General features: G+C 51.8%; 17 protein-coding genes. 3 read left to right on the top strand and 14 right to left on the bottom strand.

From position 1 onward, the window contains the following. Nucleotides 1-93: 93 nt before the first annotated feature. The 3 genes from uvrA to X474_RS00550 form a co-directional block, all read right to left on the bottom strand. A complete protein-coding gene (uvrA, locus tag X474_RS00560; RefSeq protein ID WP_044346106.1) occupies nt 94-2,928 on the bottom strand; it encodes an excinuclease ABC subunit UvrA in 2,835 nt (944 codons plus the stop codon). Nucleotides 2,929-3,188: 260 nt separating this feature from the next. After that, nucleotides 3,189-4,139 (bottom strand): 4-hydroxythreonine-4-phosphate dehydrogenase PdxA, encoded by a 951-nt coding sequence (pdxA, locus tag X474_RS00555; RefSeq protein WP_082464059.1) that lies wholly within the window; start codon nt 4,137-4,139, stop codon nt 3,189-3,191. A 225-nt stretch (nt 4,140-4,364) separates the two neighbouring features. Continuing rightward, the gene (locus tag X474_RS00550) at nt 4,365-4,943 is read right to left on the bottom strand and encodes a hypothetical protein (protein WP_044346104.1); all 579 of its coding nucleotides are present in this window, start codon (nt 4,941-4,943) and stop codon (nt 4,365-4,367) included. A gap of 598 nt (nt 4,944-5,541) precedes the next feature. On the opposite strand from X474_RS00550, the gene X474_RS00545 reads away from it, so the two are divergent. Both X474_RS00545 and X474_RS00540 read left to right on the top strand, forming a co-directional pair. Then, a complete protein-coding gene (locus tag X474_RS00545; RefSeq protein WP_052514683.1) occupies nt 5,542-7,395 on the top strand; it encodes a GNAT family N-acetyltransferase in 1,854 nt (617 codons plus the stop codon). Nucleotides 7,396-7,537: 142 nt separating this feature from the next. After that, a complete protein-coding gene (locus X474_RS00540; RefSeq protein WP_044346103.1) occupies nt 7,538-8,476 on the top strand; it encodes a PilZ domain-containing protein in 939 nt (312 codons plus the stop codon). A 105-nt stretch (nt 8,477-8,581) separates the two neighbouring features. Here X474_RS00540 and X474_RS00535 read toward each other — a convergent pair whose 3' ends face one another. From X474_RS00535 to kamA, 9 genes are all read right to left on the bottom strand, one after another. Next, complete coding sequence (locus tag X474_RS00535; protein WP_044346102.1) at nt 8,582-10,348, bottom strand: hypothetical protein; 1,767 nt, start codon at nt 10,346-10,348, stop codon at nt 8,582-8,584. A 202-nt stretch (nt 10,349-10,550) separates the two neighbouring features. Next, nucleotides 10,551-11,537 carry a GDP-mannose 4,6-dehydratase gene (locus X474_RS00530; protein WP_044346101.1) on the bottom strand — a complete coding sequence of 329 codons (987 nt, stop codon included), beginning with the start codon at nt 11,535-11,537 and terminating at the stop codon, nt 10,551-10,553. Nucleotides 11,538-11,626: 89 nt separating this feature from the next. Then, nucleotides 11,627-11,821, bottom strand: coding sequence for a hypothetical protein (locus tag X474_RS00525; protein ID WP_052514681.1), 195 nt, complete (start codon nt 11,819-11,821; stop codon nt 11,627-11,629). A 119-nt stretch (nt 11,822-11,940) separates the two neighbouring features. Next, nucleotides 11,941-12,273, bottom strand: coding sequence for a hypothetical protein (locus X474_RS00520; RefSeq protein ID WP_044346100.1), 333 nt, complete (start codon nt 12,271-12,273; stop codon nt 11,941-11,943). Beyond that, complete coding sequence (locus tag X474_RS00515) at nt 12,270-12,644, bottom strand: DUF6677 family protein (protein WP_044346099.1); 375 nt, start codon at nt 12,642-12,644, stop codon at nt 12,270-12,272. The genes X474_RS00520 and X474_RS00515 overlap by 4 nt, the downstream gene beginning before the upstream one ends. A 4-nt stretch (nt 12,645-12,648) precedes the next feature. Further along, nucleotides 12,649-13,398 carry an orotate phosphoribosyltransferase gene (locus tag X474_RS00510; protein ID WP_052514679.1) on the bottom strand — a complete coding sequence of 250 codons (750 nt, stop codon included), beginning with the start codon at nt 13,396-13,398 and terminating at the stop codon, nt 12,649-12,651. Nucleotides 13,399-13,424: 26 nt separating this feature from the next. Continuing rightward, nucleotides 13,425-14,351, bottom strand: coding sequence for a DUF2156 domain-containing protein (locus X474_RS00505; RefSeq protein WP_044346098.1), 927 nt, complete (start codon nt 14,349-14,351; stop codon nt 13,425-13,427). 222 nt (nt 14,352-14,573) lie between these two features. Next, nucleotides 14,574-15,413 (bottom strand): putative beta-lysine N-acetyltransferase, encoded by an 840-nt coding sequence (gene ablB / locus X474_RS00500; RefSeq protein ID WP_044346097.1) that lies wholly within the window; start codon nt 15,411-15,413, stop codon nt 14,574-14,576. After that, the gene (gene kamA / locus X474_RS00495; RefSeq protein WP_044346096.1) at nt 15,403-16,719 is read right to left on the bottom strand and encodes a lysine 2,3-aminomutase; all 1,317 of its coding nucleotides are present in this window, start codon (nt 16,717-16,719) and stop codon (nt 15,403-15,405) included. Before kamA ends, ablB begins: the two co-directional genes overlap by 11 nt. 822 nt (nt 16,720-17,541) lie before the next feature. Between kamA and X474_RS25905 the strand changes: the two genes are divergently transcribed. After that, nucleotides 17,542-17,832, top strand: coding sequence for a hypothetical protein (locus X474_RS25905; RefSeq protein ID WP_156360558.1), 291 nt, complete (start codon nt 17,542-17,544; stop codon nt 17,830-17,832). Between the two features lie 37 nt (nt 17,833-17,869). Here X474_RS25905 and X474_RS00485 read toward each other — a convergent pair whose 3' ends face one another. Together X474_RS00485 and X474_RS00480 are read right to left on the bottom strand one after the other, a co-directional pair. Continuing rightward, on the bottom strand, nt 17,870-18,220 hold the full coding sequence (locus X474_RS00485; RefSeq protein WP_044346094.1) for a hypothetical protein: 351 nt from the start codon (nt 18,218-18,220) through the stop codon (nt 17,870-17,872). Between the two features lie 215 nt (nt 18,221-18,435). Then, nucleotides 18,436-18,900, bottom strand: coding sequence for a PH domain-containing protein (locus tag X474_RS00480; RefSeq protein WP_044346093.1), 465 nt, complete (start codon nt 18,898-18,900; stop codon nt 18,436-18,438). Between the last annotated feature and the right edge of the window lie 10 nt (nt 18,901-18,910).

Genomic DNA, 18,910 nt, shown 5'->3' with positions numbered 1-18,910 from the left:
GTCATGAAAAAACATATAATATTAACAAGTTGCTTAAGTTCACTTTTAATAACGCAATTCTTGAAAATAATAAACGGTCTTTCAAACAGCTCTTTAATTACAATCAGGCAAAACCTGCTTCAAAAAAAGGCCCGTATAGCTGGCCTCAATCCCGGTAAGCTCCTCGGGAGTGCCCTGGGCCACGATTGTGCCCCCCTGATCACCGCCTTCAGGACCGAGATCAATAACATGGTCCGCAGTCTTGATCACTTCCAGGTTATGTTCAATAACAACCACGGTGTTGCCCTTTTCCACTAGACGCCTCAATACCTCCAGGAGCTTTTCAATATCAGCAAAATGAAGGCCGGTTGTGGGCTCATCCAAAATATACAGGGTGCGGCCCGTGGCCCGTTTACCCAGCTCTTTGCTTAACTTCACCCTTTGGGCCTCGCCGCCGCTTAGGGTGGTGGCGGCCTGGCCCAATTTTATATAGCCCAGGCCCACATCCACCAGGGTTTCCAGCTTATTGCGCACCTTGGGGACGTTTTCAAAGAACTTGAGCGCCTGGTTGCAGGTCATATCCAGTACCTGAGAGATGTTCTTGCCCTTGTAGGTGATCTCAAGGGTGTCCCTGTTATAGCGCCTGCCTCCGCAGACCTCGCATTTTACATAAACATCCGGCAAGAAATGCATCTCTATCTTGATAATGCCGTCCCCGTCGCAGGCAGGGCAGCGCCCTCCCTTTACGTTAAAGGAAAAACGCCCCATCTTATAACCCCTGGCCCTGGCCTCGGGCACTTGGGCGAAAAGCTCCCTTATGGGGGTGAAAAGCCCGGTGTAAGTGGCTGGATTGGAACGCGGGGTGCGTCCTATGGGAGACTGGTCAATGTCAATCACCTTGTCCAGCTTTTCCAGGCCCAGCACTCTGCTGTGAGCGCCTGGTTTTTCCTTGGCGCGGAACAATCTGGCTGCCAGGGCGCGGTAAAGGGTGTCTAAAACCAAAGTGGATTTGCCGGAGCCTGACACTCCGGTAACGCAGGTAAAGAGTCCCAAGGGAATCTTCACATCCACATTTTTCAGGTTATGCTCCCTGCATCCCTTGAGTTCTATAAAACCCTTTTTTGCCTTTCGACGTTTCTCCGGAACGGCAATACCTCTGCGGCCCGAGAGATATTGACCGGTAAGGCTTTTTTCGCTCTTCAAAAGCTCGGCCGGGGTTCCGGCAAAGACCACTTCCCCCCCGTGCCTGCCTGCTCCGGGCCCCATATCCACCACATAATCCGCGGCCCGGATGGTGTCTTCATCATGCTCCACCACCAAAACCGTGTTGCCCAGGTCGCGCATACGCTTCAAGGTGTCCAATAGACGCATATTGTCTCTTTGGTGCAGGCCAATGCTGGGTTCATCCAACACATACAACACACCCACCAGGGCGGAGCCTATCTGGGTGGCCAAGCGGATGCGCTGGGCCTCTCCACCGGAAAGGGTGCCGGCGGCCCTGTCCAGGGTCAGATAATCCAACCCCACATCGGCCATGAACCTGAGACGTTCTTTTATTTCTTTTAAAATTTTGTCGGCAATCAACATCTCACGCTCACCGAGCTTGAGATCGGCGAAAAATTTCAAAGCGTCCCTCACGGCCATGCGGGTGAGGCTGTAAATATCCAGGCCGCCCACCAGCACGGACAGGGAAGTAGCAACAAGCCTGGCGCCCTTGCAGGTCGGGCATGGCTGGGAATTCATGTACTTGCCCAAATCATCGCGTATGACCTGGCTGGTGGTCTCCCGGTAGCGACGCTCCAGATGGCGCACAAACCCTTCCCAGCGACGCTTGAAATAGTGTCCCCTGGTGCCCTTGTCCAGGTTGAACTCAATCTCGTCTTCGGTGCCGAACAAAAGCTGATGCCGCACCTCATCAGGCAAATCCTGCCAGGGTGTGGTGAGGTCGAAACCTAAATGGGAGGCCAGGGCATCCAGGGTCTGCAGGTAATAATCGGAATCCCTGTTCTGCCATGGCGCCAAGGCTCCCCCCTTTATGCTCAGGGAACTATCCGGCACCACCAGGTCGGGATCGAAAAAGATCCTTTGCCCCAAACCGTCGCAGGAAGGACAGGCCCCTTGAGGGGAGTTAAAGGAAAACATCTGCGGAGTCAGCTCCGGCAGGCTGATCCCGCATTCATCACAGGCCAGGCGCTCACTGAAAAGCTCTTCTCTATCCGGCTCACCGTCTTTTCCGTGCAGCCAGGCCAGAATAATGCCTTCGCCCATGCTGAGGCCCAGCTCAACACTGTCGGTCAGCCTTCTGGTGATGCCTTCCTTAATGATGATCCGGTCTATCACCGCTTCTATATTATGCTTTTTGTTTTTCTCCAAAGAAGGTGGCTCGGAGAGATCCTCCAATTCGCCATCAACCCTCGCCCGTACAAAGCCGTCTTTCATAAGGCGGGCGAATACCTGTTTGTGCTCACCCTTTCTGGATTTAACCACCGGAGCCAGCAGAGTGAGCCGGACACCTTGACCCAGGGCAATAAGCTGGTCCACTATCTCCTGGGCCGAACGGGAACGAATCACCTTGCCGCATTTGGGGCAATGGGGAGTCCCTGCCCTGGCATACAACAGCCTTAAATAATCGTATATCTCCGTTACCGTAGCCACGGTGGAGCGAGGGTTCTTGCTGGTGGTCTTCTGTTCTATGGAGATGGCGGGCGAGAGCCCTTCAATGGATTCCACCTCGGGTTTATCCATACGCTCCAGAAACTGGCGGGCATAGGCGGAGAGTGATTCCACATAGCGCCTTTGCCCTTCGGCGTAGATAGTATCAAAGGCCAGGGTGGATTTACCCGACCCGGAGAGCCCGGTGACCACCACCAGCTGGTCTCTGGGCATGGTCACGTTTATATTTTTCAGATTGTGTTGCCTGGCTCCACGAACCTCTATATCTTTAAGCATCGTCTTTTGATTTTCTTTCTTCCACCGGCGCCTGAAGTTCAAAACCGGAAGCGGACTACGCCCCAAATAACCACCTGGGCCGGGTGTATCAATCAGCCGAAAAAAACATCTTATGGCAACTAAATATACCTGCTTACCAGGACTGTGCCCTAAGAGACCAAACTCAATACATGTATAGTATACACCCAACTTCAAATAAGCAAACCCCGGTAGTGGGAAATCCACATGCCGGGGTGCAAAAACCGATTTTTTTGAAATTTTCAGTCGGGAAAGGCCTTTTTCGCCATTTTAGCGGCCAGCATAACCGCTGATTTCAGACTGTCCGCCCGTGCCTTGCCTGTGCCGGCTATATCATAGGCCGTGCCGTGGTCCACACTGGTGCGAATCAGAGGCAACCCCAGGGTCACATTGACACCGTCATAAAAATTCAACAGCTTCATGGGAATAAGGCCCTGATCGTGATACATGCACAGCACAAAATCAAACTCGCCCTTACTGGCCCTGAAAAAAACCGTATCCGGCGAAAAAGGACCCTGGGCATTTATCCCCTTTTCCCTCAGATACTGAACCGCAGGCTCAATAACCCGGGACTCCTCATCACCGAAAAGCCCCTGTTCCCCGGCGTGGGGGTTCAGGGCGGCCACAGCCAGCCTGGGGTTTTTGATACCGAAAAATTTTATTATGTCGGCCATGGCGACCTGGGCGGTTTCAATTATCAGCTCCCTGGTCAACAAGCCGGGAACATCTTTGATTGCCACATGCACCGTCACCGGAATCACTTTGAGGTGAGATCCGGCCAACATCATCACCGGCCTTTTCACCCCGGTGAGCCTGGCCAGCATGGTGGTGTGACCCGTATCTGCATAACCGCCCTTTTGCAGGGCTTCTTTGCTTATCGGCGCGGTCACCATAGCCTGGGCCTGCCCGTTCAAGCATAATTCGCAAGCCTTTTCGATAAAGGCCCCGGCCTGGCGGCCGCTGGCGGCAGAGGGTAAACCGGGCTTTATCTCCGCACCTTGGCCGGCCTCCACCATATCCACTTCCGGTTCAGGCAGATTGCAGGCCAGCGCCCCGGCGCTGAGAAGCATGGAGCGCCCGATAACCAAAAGGCGGCAAGCCGCGCGGACTTCCTCATCATGGCAGATTCTGGCTACAATCTCAGGCCCTACTCCGGCCGGATCCCCCAGGGTTAGTGCAATGGTGGGTTTCACAGGAGTCACTCCTTAACTCAAACAAGAACCATATGCAAAAGGCCGAATCTTCGTATGAAAATTATTGCCCCTTAAATCAGACCAATCTTATAAAGATTTAATTTTACGAGTTTTTTTGCTTCACGTCAATTAAGCATGCATCATGCAGAGGACCATGGGCCATCGCCGCCCAAGCTTACCGGCGGCAAAACAGCAACAGAGGTCTTACGATGTGTGGATTATACCCTAAGAATCAAGGGCGAACTCATAGCGAACAGCAAGTTCAAGGCGCTTATCCATCTCCGGCTGGAGATTATCCTTGATGTAGTTGAGCAGGGGTTCACCATCTCCTAATTTTTCACCAACCAAGGTAATGGCATAGTCAATGAAAGCGGATAGGGGCTCGCCCTTGTCACCGTCCAGGTACCAGTCCACCCGGGCCAATACATGCTTCAAAGGATCCTGGTGCTGATCATATAAATCAAGATAGCTCAGGGAAAAGCAAGGCAGTAAAAGAGAGCGGATCAACTCTGCCGGTCCCTCTTCGCTGAACTCGGACATGGAAGATAGATGCTCAAGGGCGTAAAGGGCTATGAAAACCGGCAACTCCTCCTCTAAAAGCTGAGCCAGGTTTTTTCGTTCCTTTTTGCTTAGGGAATAAGACACGGCCTCGGCCAGGTTATTTGCCTGGAGAGGCACATCCCTGGTCATCATGCCGAACATGCGCAGGCAAAGCCTGTGCAGGCGGTAAAGGTCGGCCGGTTTGTCCGGCAGTGTGCCGTCAAAGGAGATTTCGGAAATAGCCCTCTTGTTCTGTTTATCCACGATAGCAATACCCAGTTTAGTGATTTGAGCTTGGTTATTATCAATTTTAAACTGCTTTTAAGGGATCGGGCAAGTTATCATCCCGACCGCCTGTTTGTGTTGGCATTGTGACTAAGAAGACGGGTTTTAACAACCCACTACAAGCAGGCCTTGGGCAAGGCCTGGAATAATCAACGATTTATCCTGCGTTTTTCTTACAGGCCACCGTCTGTCCTGTCACTCTTCGGAAGACTATGAACTCAAGCTTTGCATCCCGGCCAAGGTCCTGATTTTTCCAGCTTTTAGGGGTAAATTGAGGGATATGTCATTAATATTCCTTATAGAACAACAGACCCTATCAATTTATTTGAATATAAAAAAATATTTCATTCCGAGAGCCCAAAAACGCCCTGTCATTTTTTGGTGTTCTTCCGGACCGCTTCGGGAAGCTTGCTCCGACCACCTCTCGAGATTACGCCCCCCATACCGGCCAACCTTTGAAAAATAGATTATTTTTTAGCTAGTTACAATTTTTTAAGAAAAACATGACCCAATCCCGGTTTGGAAGAAAGACTCACAGATGATACATTGATAATCAGGCCTATAACGGAGGTGGAAGGTGGATCCGCTGAAACTGTACGAACAAAGGGTCATGCCGCTGAAAAGGGCCCTCAAAAGGGTTAAGCGAGGTCAAAGGGTGTTTGTGGGCACTGCCTGCGCAGAGCCGCTCGCCCTGGTGAAGGGCCTCATGAACCGGGCAGACGAGCTTCATGACGTGGAACTCCTGCACTTTGTAACCCTGGGAAGGGCCGATTTCACTGAAAGCCGCTTTGACCGCAGGTTCCGCCACAACGCCCTTTTCATCGGTCCAAACACCCGTGAGGCAGTGACCCAGGCCAGGGCGGACTACACCCCTCTTTTCATGCACGAGGTGGAAGAGCTCTTTGCCCTGGGCTATATGCACCTGGATGTGGCCCTGATTCAAGTGAGCCCACCGGACAAACACGGCTGGGTGTCTCTGGGCATTGGTGTGGATGTGGCCCGTTCCGCTGCCATAAACGCAGATTACGTTATTGCCCAGGTGAACCGTTACATGCCCCGCACCATGGGCAACACCTACCTGCCTGTGAGCAAAATAGACGCCTTTGTGGAGCATGACGAACCCCTTTTGGAATACCGCTTTCCCCAGACTAGCGAAGTGGGTCAAAAAATAGCCGAAGAGGCCGCCAAACTTGTCCGGGACGGGGACACCCTGCATGTGGGCTACGGGCACCTGCCCAATGAAATTTTAAAACACCTCGAGGGGAAAAAAGACCTGGGCCTGCATACCGAGGCCATAACCGACAATATAATCGAACTGGTGGAAAAAGGAGTCATCACCTGCCAGAAAAAAACCCATTTCCCCGGCAGGGCGGTCTGCACTTTTTGTGTGGGCAGCAAAAAAGTCTATGACTTTGTAGATCTGAACCCGAATTTTCTGTTTTTACCCAGTTCCCAGGTCTATGATCCCAAGGAAATCGCCAAAAACGATAACCTCACCAGCATCGGCAGCGCCATGGAAGTGGATCTGACCGGCCAGGTATCCAGTGAATCCGAAGGCATGAGATTTTATTCCGGCATCGGCGGCAGGCTGGACTTTCTGCGCGGGGCCGCCATGAGCAAAAGCGGCAGGCCCATCATAGTGTTGCCTTCCACCACCAAAGACGGAACGGCAAGCCGCATTGTGCACAAGCTGGCCGAAGGCGCCAGTATCATAGCCACCAGGGGCGATGTTCACTACGTGGTGACTGAATACGGGGTTGCCTATCTGCATGGAAAATCCATTCGGGAAAGAACCATGGCGCTCATCAGTATTGCCCACCCCCGTTTCAGGGCAGAGCTCCTGGAGCAGGCCAAGGAAAAGGCCTATGTCTATCCCGATCAGATCCTCATAGAAGCGAACCAGCACCTTTATCCCGAATTCATGGAAACCACCGCCACCTTGAAGGACGGTTCCGAGGTTCAGATCAGGCCTATCAAGCCCACCGATGAGGTGCTTTTACAGAGGTTCTTCTATTCCCATTCCGAAGAGACCGTGTACAACCGCTATTTCCGCCCGGTGAGGGCCATGCCACACGCCAGCGCCCAGGGCATGGTTAACCTGGACTATGACCGTAAAATGGCCCTGGTGGCCACGACCGGGCCCATAGGCGCGGAAAGAATAGTGGGGGTGGGTCGCTATGACCGTGAGGAGGAAAGGGACCTGGCCGAGGTTGCCTACACTGTGCATGAAGATTACGCCGGTCAGGGCCTGGGAACGGTGTTGCAGTCCCACCTGGCTGAATATGCCCTGACCAAGGGCATCAAGGGGTTCTGGGCCATCAGCTTCGGCAGGAACAAATCCATGCTGGCCGTTTTTGCCAAACTGGGTAAATACACCAAAACCGTTATTGAGCCGGGTGTCTGGAAAGTGGAACATTATTTTGATGAATAATAAATCCTGGTCGTAAGGGGATAAGCTGCGATTAAAGGCGCGGCCTTCAACATTGCGGTATACTGGAATTAGTAGGGTATCATCAAAACCTTAACCGGGTCAGGGCAACGGCTGCCTTCCCGTATTTAACCCAGAGGCCTTGATGCGACTAGCTGAACTTCCCAGAGGAGTTTCCCGCAGACAAAAAAGAAGGGAAAATCAGGCTGCCGCCCCCAGGGGCTTGGCAAGCTCACAGGAACTCTCCAGGCCGCAAACGATAAAACCGGTCAAACTTGATCCTCAGGAGATACGCCTCAGTGAAGTGGCGCTACCCCCCAACGAGTTCAACCTTGTTGAGGACCACCTAAGGGAGCTTCCCACCCAGGAAAGCCTTCTTCACACCTGCATAAGGCCCATGCGCCAGGCGGAAATGGTGCTCCTGCGAAAGGGTTGGGAAGAAAACCCTGAAGTTAGGCCCTCCCTGATCCACGATATAGATAATGAAAATATCCTTCACCTGGCTCAGACCTCGCCTCCGGTCCTGCGTTCGGACATAGGCCGCGAGGCGGAAATTTCCTTTTTGGCCCGTTATATGGACGTGCCCGGAGGGCGCTGGCTCAGGGTGGGATATAAAACCCAGATACTGGATGTGATCCTGGGTTACCGCCTGAACGAAACCACAACCGAAAACGTGGTCACTGTCAAGGCCCCATCCGAACTGACTCCGGTCACCTTGCGCCTGGCCTATCGCATAACGCCTCCCGAAGACCTGGACATGCGTCTGGTCCTGTGGCCGGAGAAGACTCCCCTGGGGCTGATGGATCTTTCTGCCGGAGGGTTGAAGTTCTACCACGACATCATGCTCAGCTTTTCCAAACATCAGCTTTTAAATCTGGCCCTTTTAAGTGGAGTTCAGAAACTTGTTCTGGAGGCAAGGGTGGTGAGGTCCGAGGATGTACGCGATATCAAAGGCAAGCTTAAGGGAGCCACCAGTGTGACCTTCACTCAAAGCGATGAGACCGCCAGCCAGCAGTACATCAGGTTTTTAACTGAAGTTTACCGCCATCTTTTGGCCCGAAGGTCCGGGCTGGGTAAAAAATAGCCACCCCCCCCGGCCAATCCTTTCGCAAACAAACCCGGATCACGGGTTAGCCGTAATTTTTTACCAAATTCAAATTTTGAAAGGAACGGCCTTTTTCAGGCCCAACTAGAGCTTAATTATAGGTTGAATGCGGGAGCAGGGAATATCCATCTGCTCACAAGTTTTGAAGACATCACTAAAATTATGATTCTTGGTGGAAAGGATCGAGATAAAGACCCTGCCCACCTGGTGTTTCCGGACCAGTTTGGGGATGTCTCCCCTGGTGCCCATCACGTGAATGCCGTGGATCACCGAGCCTTGCTTGGCTGGGTCGTCATCCACAAAACCCACCGGGATATAATTCAGGTTGGGATTGTTGCGCAGCTCTCTCAGCAAAAGTTCACCACCGTCACCTGCGCCCATGATCAAGACCGGAATCCCGGTTGCGCCCCGCACTTTTTCCCGGAAAACCCGTATCAGGCTCCTGGCGCCGGCCACAAAAACCAGGGCCAGCAGCATGTCGATGATCATAACCGCGCGGGAGTAGCCTTCGAACCTGAACAGAATAACCAGGGCCAGGACATGAATCAACGATCCCAGCACGCAGGCCTTGACTATCTGGATAATGTCGTAAACCGACAGATACCTCCACTCTCCCCGGTAAAGCCCGAAAAACCAGAAGCAGGCCATCTTGATAGCCAAGAGAATAGGCAAAGATTTGGCCAGGAGCGTCATCTCCCCCGGCACCAGGACACCGTCAAACCTCAACAGCCAGGAAGCCGTATAGGCCGCCGAGAGCAAAAGCAGATCGGCAACAATCTGCAAAAGCTGCTTTTTATGCATCACCAGGCCGCTTAAAACAGATCCCTGGATCCTTTTTTTGCGCCCCGAGTCATAGACCTTGACCTCACCCAGATAAACCCCGAAGAAAAGAAGCCCCACCAAAAGCAAGACCAGCACCACAACCGCAGTAAGAATCGTGGCGTATCTGGAAAGCAAAAGAATGGAAAAACCGCCCAGCGCGCTGATAGTCAAGAGCAAAACCACGGCCCTGCGCTCACTGAGCCCTAAAAAGACCAGTCGATGGCTGGAGTGGTCGCGACCGCCCTGGGCAATGGAGCGCCCATGGGTGGAGCGCTGAAAGGAAACCAGGGTGGTGTCGAAAATAGGGACCACCAAAGCCCCCAAGGGCACCAGCACGGCAAAGGCCGTCTGACTGGCATGGGCCGTAGTGCCGGTGCTTAAAAGGGCCAGACCACCCAAGGTAAAGCCCAAAAACATGGAGCCGCAGTCACCCATGAAAATCTTGGCAGGGTTGAAATTGTAAATAAAAAAGCCCAAGGCTGAACCGGCCAGGATAGCGGCCAGGGAGCATCCCCCTCCTGTAGATCCGCTGAGCCAGGCGCCCAGGGCCAGGACCGACGAGGCGATAAAGACAACCCCGGAGGAAAGGCCGTCCATATTATCCAGGATATTGACCGCATTGGTGATGCCCACCAGCCAGAGAACGGCCAGGGGGATCTCCAGCCAGGGCCAGGGGACCAGGGAAGAATCTATGCCAACCCCTTGACTCACGGCAAAAAGGGCCACGAAAAGCTGAGCCAGAAACTTGACCTGGGGCTTCATCTCCCAGGTGTCATCCCACAACCCCAAAAGAAAAAGCAGGCCTGCCGAACCTGCCAAAACCCAAAACTCACGCGTATAAGAACCCGAAGCCCAAAAGGCCACTGCAAAGGCAATAAAAATCGCCACCCCGCCATAAACCGCAGTAGGCTTTTTATGCCAGCGATCATCCCTGGGCTGCACCACCCAGTCCATTTTTCGGGCCAGGAAAATCAGCACGGGAGTAAGGCATACTGATACCAAAAAGGCAATGGCAAAAGGCAGGAGCATGGGCCCATATCCACTTAAGTTATAAAGGGGCCATAAAAAGGCCCCAAGCTGTTGACTCGCAGCCTGCAGGCAGGCCGGGGATGCCCCCCGATGGAGACCCCGAATTATGACCCGCTGAATTACTATACCTAACTAAGACAAGCAATTCCAAACACTTATCATACCAAATAGCAGGCTGAGGGACTATAAAGCCTTCCAATATCTACCGTTCGCGATAATGCTGAATCACCGACTTGGCTATCTCGGCAATATCCATCTGGGGGCTTTTTCCGATCAGGCCTTCAAGCTTGCTCACATCAGGGATCCTTCTAGGCATATCCTCAAAGCCTTCGGCATAGGCTTCGTCATAGGATATCTTGACTATTTCGGAAGTGCTTTCAGTAAGCTCCTTGACCAAAACAGCAAGATCCTCAATGGTGATTTCATGACGGCTGCCTACATTAACCACCTGGCCTTCGGCTTCCGGGCAATGGGCCAGTTTGTACAGGCACTCAACCACCTCGCCCACATAGGAGAAGCAGCGGCTTTGCTTGCCGTCACCGAAGACGGTAATGGGCTGTCCCATCAGGGCCTGGCGCACAAAGGTCGGCAAAACCATGCCGTAGCGTCCGGTCTGGCGAGGTCCAACTGTATTGAAAAGCCGCACCACCACCACAGGCAGCCCCCTGGCCCGGTGATAGGCCAGGGCCAGAAACTCGTCAATGGCCTTGGAGCAGGCATATGACCAGCGGGCTTTGGAAGTGGATCCCATAACCAGGTCATGATCCTCTAAAAAAGGAACGGAATCGTTTTTGCCGTAAACCTCGCTGGTGGAGGCGACCACCACCTTTTTGCGCTTTTTATTGGCCAGGCGCAGGATAACCTCGGTGCAGCCTATATTGGTCTCAATGGTGCGCACCGGGCTCTCGACAATAAGACGGACCCCAACCGCCGCGGCCAGATGATAGACCACATCAGCCCTGTCCACCAGCTCGGCCATCAGGGGTTCATCCTGCACATCGGCTATGGTGTGGCCGAAATTGGGGTTTTTACGCAGTTCGTCCAAATTGGTGATGCTGCCGGTGGAAAGGTCATCCACGATATGCACGTGCTGGCCTTTTTCCAAAAGAAAATGGGCCAAATGAGAGCCTATGAAACCGGCTCCACCGGTTATAAGGGCGTGCACTGGTTGTTCTGCCAATTGATTCATAAAATGATTCCCAATCATCTTAGGCGGAGTTCAAAAAACTTGGCTTTTGCCAAAAGCAGGCTGAAAACCGCCAAGTCAAACTGATTAAATTATTTTCCCTGTTGGGAGTCAACCATGCGGATGCCCAGACGTTCACCGCAGACTGAACAAAAATAGGCGTATTTCTCACCCTGAGGCAAGACCAACAAGAGCTTACTCCTAACGGGCTGGGCCTGTCCACATTTGGCGCAATAAAGGCTCTGCGCGGTAAGTCCCTGAAACCCGGATTGACTTTTTTCCGCCATGCCCCGCATCCCCTGTTTTAAATTATTTTTCAAGGCAAATCAATAATTTAAAGAGATCCACCCGCCATAAAAACCAGATAAAGGACAGGCTGAAAGCAAGACAAGCTCAAGTATCCCCCTTAGGTGGTCAACTCCAACTCTTCTACCATGCGATCAAAAAATGCCATTAAAAATTCACGCTGCCCGGGGGTGGCATAACCGGTGCAAGAACAACGCAGGCTGTCCATGGAGCGGACCAGAAACTCCAGGCGCACGGAATCGTCTTCCAACACAACCGCCACCCTGTGGGGAGAACATTTTTTATGCTCCCTTTGCTCCTCGGTCAGGATATCACGGGGCAGCTCGAGCCAAAATACATCAGGCAGGCCTGAAGGGTTGAGATTTTCTTCCAAATAGGTAACGAGCCTGGCCTTATCGGTTATGGATATTTCATCCAGTAAATATGACCTCAATCACCGGCCTCGCCTTCTGACAAGGCAGCCTGCCCGGCCTCCCGGTCTTTAAGTTTGCCTGAACGCCAGGCATCTGTAACCGCCCAAACCCAGAGGATGAAAAAAGCGCCGCCCACCAGCCAGAGCCAGGTGGTGCCCTGTTGGGACAACTGGGCGTGCAAAACCGCCCATTTATCCTGGCCCGGGGCTATATCGCCCATATTGGCAAGCGCCTGAGTGATCTTAAGGGCGGCCATAAAAAGCCCTATAAGGAATAAAATACTGGCCGCCACCACCATCATGGCCCCCTTGCCGGGCTGGCGGTTCAGCAACTGCCCCAGGCCGGGCATGATCAGCCCTGAGAGCAGCGGAGCGACGAATTGCTTGCGCATGCCTTCAGCCCTCCCGGCCGTAAACGGAAAGGTACTCGTTGACCTGGGCCAGAAGATCGTCCCCCAGGGGCTTTCTTTGGTTGTCAACCAAAACCGGCTCCCCGCTCTCATGCAGGTAATTGACAGCAGCCTTGATCCCCAAAAGGGACCAAACGCTTAACCCGGTTTTTTCGGTAAAGGCCGCCAGGGCGTCGGGGCCTTTTCTGCCTTCCACCACCCGGCCGTTTTCATCGTAGACCGCCTGGGTCTGCTCCCGGTCAACAGCCAGGGAAACACCCTGCACCTGTAAATCCAGGCCCAATGTTTCCAGTTTTTCCAAAAGTTCCACCTTGGTGGCCATGGAGGTTCCCACATCGTCGATTATCAGGATTCTGGAACCCTTTTCCAAGGCGCCGGTGACCATCATGGAACCCTTGCCCGTGGCTTCGCCATGGGTCTTGGCTTCTTTGCGGTCATAATCAAAGGAAAGGTCCACCCCGTATTTTTCATACAGGGCAACCGCACAGGTCTGGGCTATGGCGCTTCCTTTATAAGAGGGGCCGACCAGCACATCCACCTGCTTGTCAAGGCCTGTCTCCACCATCCAGTCGGCAAAGCAGCGTCCCAGTTCATAGGAGAGGCGTCCGGTTCTGAATACACCCAGGTTCACAAAATAAGGTGTGGGTCGCCCGTCCTTAAGCCTGAGTCCCTGGCGAAAAAACAAAGAACCGCTTTCCGCCAAAAGTTTGGTGAGTCGTTTTTGATAGTCCTTCATGAGCGGCTCCTTTTAAGACCCCCTTTTCAGTCAAGGGGTCTGATATCAAACTTTTCCACCATATGGTGGGGATTGTAGGATTTTTTAGCCTTGCGCAGGCTTTCCCTGCCCAGGTCCTGTTCACGGTTTACAAACTCTACTCCGCTCATGGACCGGGCCACAAACAATTGATTCATGGCTGCATATAGTCCGGTGATCTCCGGATTGGCTTTTTCAACATGTATCACGGCAGTGGTGGGATTCAAGAGTTCTCCCAGAGAAAAGGCCTGCACCCTGCCCTTTATGCGGATCACACCGCCTTTGCAATCCAGTTTTCCGTAATTTTCCAGAAGATCACCTATCCCCTGGTCCTCATGCAAAAGCCCGGGATCCAGTTCGCAATGCCTTAAGTCGCACCATTTTTCCTGCATTTCCAGAACCTGGGAGACAATATCCTGATTCAACTCCAAATATTCGTACTCATTACTACGGTAAAACTTGTTTACCAGGTTTTTCTTTTTATGAAAGCGCCGTCCCCTAAGTTGGGCCAGCTCCTCGGCCAGATAAACATAGTCTGCCTGGTCCGGATCAGGCTCCGCAGCATAGCGCTCAAGGTCCAGGCAATTTTCCACAAATTCCCTGTCCGCCCTTAAGATCCGGGGCTGGTTGCCGCTCTTTTCAAGCTCGGTCATAAGATCATGGGCAGCCTGCTGCCTGTTCCCCTTGCCAAAGGGGGGGAATCCGTAAAAATTTTCATTATCCAAGGACCGTAAAACAATCAACAGACAGTCGTTTAAAACCCGCCAGGCGGTCTGATAATGGTTTCTCCACATAAACAGGTTGGTGAAGGTGAATTCAGAGACGACCTGTTTTTCAGCCTTTAAAAAACCATTGATCAGATCCTTGTCCGAAAGGGTCAGTTTGTTAAAATTCGGCGGTAAACCTGGTTTTTCCGAAGTGCTTTTTACTGACATATCCATCCCCTCACCGGGCTTTACTCCCCCTGCCTATCCCTGAAAGTTCAGTAGAATTATTACACAAATACCCTATTTACCCGCCATGGCCAAGGAGTATCTAAAAAAGCAAAAAACACCGGAGTCCGAATCCGGCCTTTTCCTCAAAAAAAAGACAGGCGGCCCTCAAGGGGCAACCTGCCGAATTACGCCTTATTACATTAAAAAAACCAGGGTTACTTATCAGGCCGCAGTCTTTTTGAACCAGACATTCATACTTTCAATAGCGCCACTGATATTGGTGTTGTTCACCAGTGAGCCGCTGAATTCATAACCAGCCCTGGCAAAGGTCAGGTTCATGCCGTGGGAAAGGGTGCGGGCAATGGTGAAGAGCGTCAGGACACCTGCCCTTTTCATTTCCTTTTCCATGGCTTTCAGCAGATGTCTGCTGAGTCCCAGGCCCCTGGCCAGGGGATGCACCGCGAAATCGGTCATCTCGGCGCTCATGGATTTTTTATCCACCTCGCAGGCAGCCGCGCCCAAAAGCTCCCCGTCCTTGAAAGCGCCGAGGTGCACTACGCCCTGGCTAAGCGCGGAGCTTAAGAAGCCGGGGTCATATACGGGAAAAGGATAGCTGGCAAAAACCTCGGTGTACAAGGCCGCCAAGCCTTCCAAGTCATCTTTTCCCAATAATTTTATTTGGATCTCCGCAGTAAGTTCACCTGGCTCACTTTGGGGCGCAGCCAGGGCCAGCTCGAGCACCTCCCGCTTCAGATCGCCGTTCTTTTCCTCAGCCCTGGCCGGCGTTAAAAAGCGTCCCAGAAAGAGGCATTCTTCCCTGCCCAGGTAAAGCCCCGGCACCCTGGCCTCTATCCTGTAGCCGTGATCAACAAAGCAATCAAGAGAACCGGCCGGTATCTTGGCAAAGATTTTGGAGTAGCCCTTTTCCCGGGAAATACGCTCCAGGGTCTCGGCAATGTGCGGTTTATCCTCTTTTGCCATGGACATCAGATAGACCCGGTCGTTTAGGGGGCCATGCTGGATCAGAGAGTTGCCGATTTTTTCAATTACGTCAGCAGGCATCCGCCCTGCGCTCCATTCTTTCAGTACAGCTGGGGGTGAGGCTTTCCGTATCGTCCCAGTCCGTGAACAGTTTTTCCAGGCCCACGGCCCTCCATTCGTCCGCGTCTTCGGTCTTGAGCGTAAGCTCACAGGTATCGCAGTTGCGGTCACAGGCCGGGGGATCATAGGTCGAGGGCTCGGTATAGGTGGTTATAACCCCCTCGAAATTACGCAATACCACCTTGTGAGTGCCCAATGAAAGCAAATAGTTAGGCATCACCGGAATTTTTCCGGCTCCACCCGGGGCGTCGATCACATAGGTGGGCACCGCAAAACCGCTTGTGTGCCCCCTTAAACTCTCCATTATCTCCATACCCTTGCCAACCGGAGTGCGGAAGTGGGTCAGGCCTTCGGAGAGGTCGCACTGATAAATATAATAAGGCCTCACTCTGGCCTGAACCAGCTTATGCATTAATTCCCGCATCAGCCTCGGGCAGTCGTTCACCCCGGCCAAAAGCACACTCTGGTTTCCCAGCGGTATGCCCGCATCAGCCAGCCGGGCCAGGGCCTGCCTGGAAGAACGGGTAAGCTCCCTGGGATGGTTGAAATGGGTGTTGAGCCACAGGGGATGGTGGGCCTTTAAAACCCGAACCAGGTCGTCAGTCACCCGATAGGGAAGCACCACCGGCATACGGGTTCCGATCCGCACCACCTCAACATGGTCAATGCCGGTGACTTCACCCAAAAGCCAGTCCAGACGCTCGTCTGTGAGCATAAGGGCATCGCCGCCCGAGAGCAGCACATCCCTGACCGCAGGTGTTTTGCGGATGTAGTCCACACCCTTTAACAGCTCTTTTTTCGAGGGCACATAATCCGTGTCCCCCACTTTACGCTTGCGGGTGCAATGGCGGCAGTACATGGAGCAGGTATTGCTGACATGGAACAAAACCCGGTCGGGATAACGGTGAGTGATGCCCACAGCCGGGCTGTCCTCGTCTTCATGCAATGGATCACGCATGTCATAGGGCCCTATATCCAACTCTTTGGGTGAGGGAAACGACTGTCTGAATACAGGGTCGTTAGTATAATCTTCAGCATCTATTAAAGACAAATAGTAAGGCGTTACAGAAAGAGGAAACTTTCGGGACGTAGCTTCAAAGAGGCGCAATTCTTTCTCTGAAAAGTTAATTCCCAGAAGAGAGGCAAATGTTTTTACATTTTGAATGGAGTGGGTTAACTGCCAATGCCAGTCTGTCCAGTTGGACTTAACCGCTTCTTTATCTATGCGTTTGGCAACTTGCCTTTGATGCTCATTAAAGATCTTCATCCGTTCCCCGATTCTGCAATATAATGCAATATATTCAAGTAGATATTTACAAAAGTTTACACCACTCACAAGTCTTTTATTCTTTCTGTGCAGATAATGCACACAAAGATTCATAAAGACCTAAGCCCCAAGCTATGACTGATTATGCGTGGGATTTATATGGCGAGCAAAGCTCAAGAATGCTTGACTAAAAAACATCCCAGCCAATTGCTAGATACTATAGTGCAAAAATTAAGATAAGTCAAGTTAGGCATAATTATCTGTTTATACGGATAGACAAGAGCCAGTAAACTTATGGTTTCTGAAAATTTTTTACTTAATAATTAGCTATAAAATGCAATTATTTTTTCGTTTTTTAGAGATAAAGTTAAAAAAAACAGGAAAGATGCGCAAGCAGGCGCCGAAAGCGGGGCGATGGTGCAAAGGCTAAAAAAACAATATGTTAGATGTCTTAGGCGACAACCTTGCCTCAAGAGGGATAATCATTTCTTTTATATGACTGGAAAACTATATCATATTAAACAGTTAGACTTTATATTATTTCGGGCGCCTGCTCTACAGAGGGGAATTTTGTGGTGTTAAGCTCGAGAGCCGGGGCCGGGTAAAAAATTTTAAACCGCACACGGCCCCCTTGAATATGCGGGTTTGTGAATCCGGAGAAGGCGTCTAACCTGTTTTTTCGGACTGTCTGAGTTCACAGGTAATGTTTTTTAGACCTAAAAATAGCAGAAATAATAGATAGTTAACCAAGAGCAGCCGTTTTTGAAATGAGGAGGCGGTTCAAATTTTTGTACGCATGGCCTTTACGCGTCGGAGGTACAGGTGGTTCTTTTCCGTCAACATGCTAAATTAATTAAAAAAATCCTTTTTTCTAATATTTGGCATGTACTTTGCTTTAAAGATAGGCATCAGGCAAGGCCTGATCCCTATTTTCCTTTTTCTCTTTCTAGAAGACGCCAGGTTCTCCCCAAGCCTGGCGTCTTCTTTTTTACCACCCCTGGTTTCCGCCTTTTCCCTGCGGGGCCAAATGACCAACTAAAAAGTCCCTTAAGCAACAGCAGTTGTCTTAAAGGACTTGGAAGCAAATTATTAAAAAAGCAGACAACCGTATAACGGTGTCTGCTTTTTTCAGAACCTGTTTTTTAAAGGACTAACCTTCGGTGACGGGTTTCTCCTCTTTGGGCTCCTCTGGCTTTTCTTCTTCAGCCTGGACCTCGTCATCGGATTCCATGGCTTCCAGCTTAGCCTTGAGTTCGGCCACTTCCGCCTTGTATTTTTCCACGTCATTAGGCTCGGGAGTGAAGGGTTCGCGGGCCTTTTCCATCTCCGCCCGGCGCTTATCCTTCATTTCCTCAGATCCCAGGTAGGTGGCCAAGGCCCCTCCCAAAAGCAGGAACAAAGGAATGCAGCCCTTAAGCAGCCACAGGAATTCATCCCACCAGGAAATGAGACCGATTATTCCCAACAAAAGCGCAATCAGGCCGCCAACTAAAGCCACCATCTCAAGACCTCCCCAGGTGAATTTCTTTTTATTTCAGGGTAGACAGAAAGGGTCTGGCCAATCTGTCAATTATTACAGTCCTTAAAAATTACCAGTAGCATGGCCGTGCGGCCAGTGTCAATCTTATTGGCATAAACAACTAATTAACCGTGTAATTAAGCTTTTGCGGGCTGCCACCGAGGCTCTCCTTGGCGGGTCTTTCATTTTTTCGGCAATCAACGCCGCCAGGCCCCGTGGACCGGCTGATCTCTGGCCCCCATTTCAAGCAAAAGCGCCTTAAATTGATCCGGCTGGGGAACTCCGAAGATCTTCACTGCCGGTTCTTCTTTGCCTTCGATATAAATATGCACATGAGCCACTTTCAAAAGTCTCTGGGTAAGCCCCCTCCTGAGGTCAATGCGCCTTATTTTATCCAGGGGGGCCTGGCTGGTTCTGGAACTGGGAAAGGTCAGAAGGGCGCTTATCTTTTCATGGTCCAGCTTGTAGATGGTGGTAAAGCGCTTAACCAGGATAAAACCTAAGAAAAGTGTGCATAAAAGCTGACTCAGGGCAGGGCTGATCCGGGCTTCGGGGTTGATAACAGGCCCCACGGCAAAAATTACGGCCCCCAGAAAATAGACCCCGAAAGACTGCCAGGAAGGACGAAATTCCCTGTAAACAGCGTATATTTCCTTATCCACGCTTCATAAC

The organism is Dethiosulfatarculus sandiegensis, assembly GCF_000931935.2.
GTDB classification, from domain to species: Bacteria; Desulfobacterota; Desulfarculia; order Desulfarculales; family Desulfarculaceae; genus Dethiosulfatarculus; species Dethiosulfatarculus sandiegensis.
The sequence above is the reverse complement of the archived record's forward strand: the minus strand, read 5'-3'. Positions and strand labels throughout refer to the sequence as shown.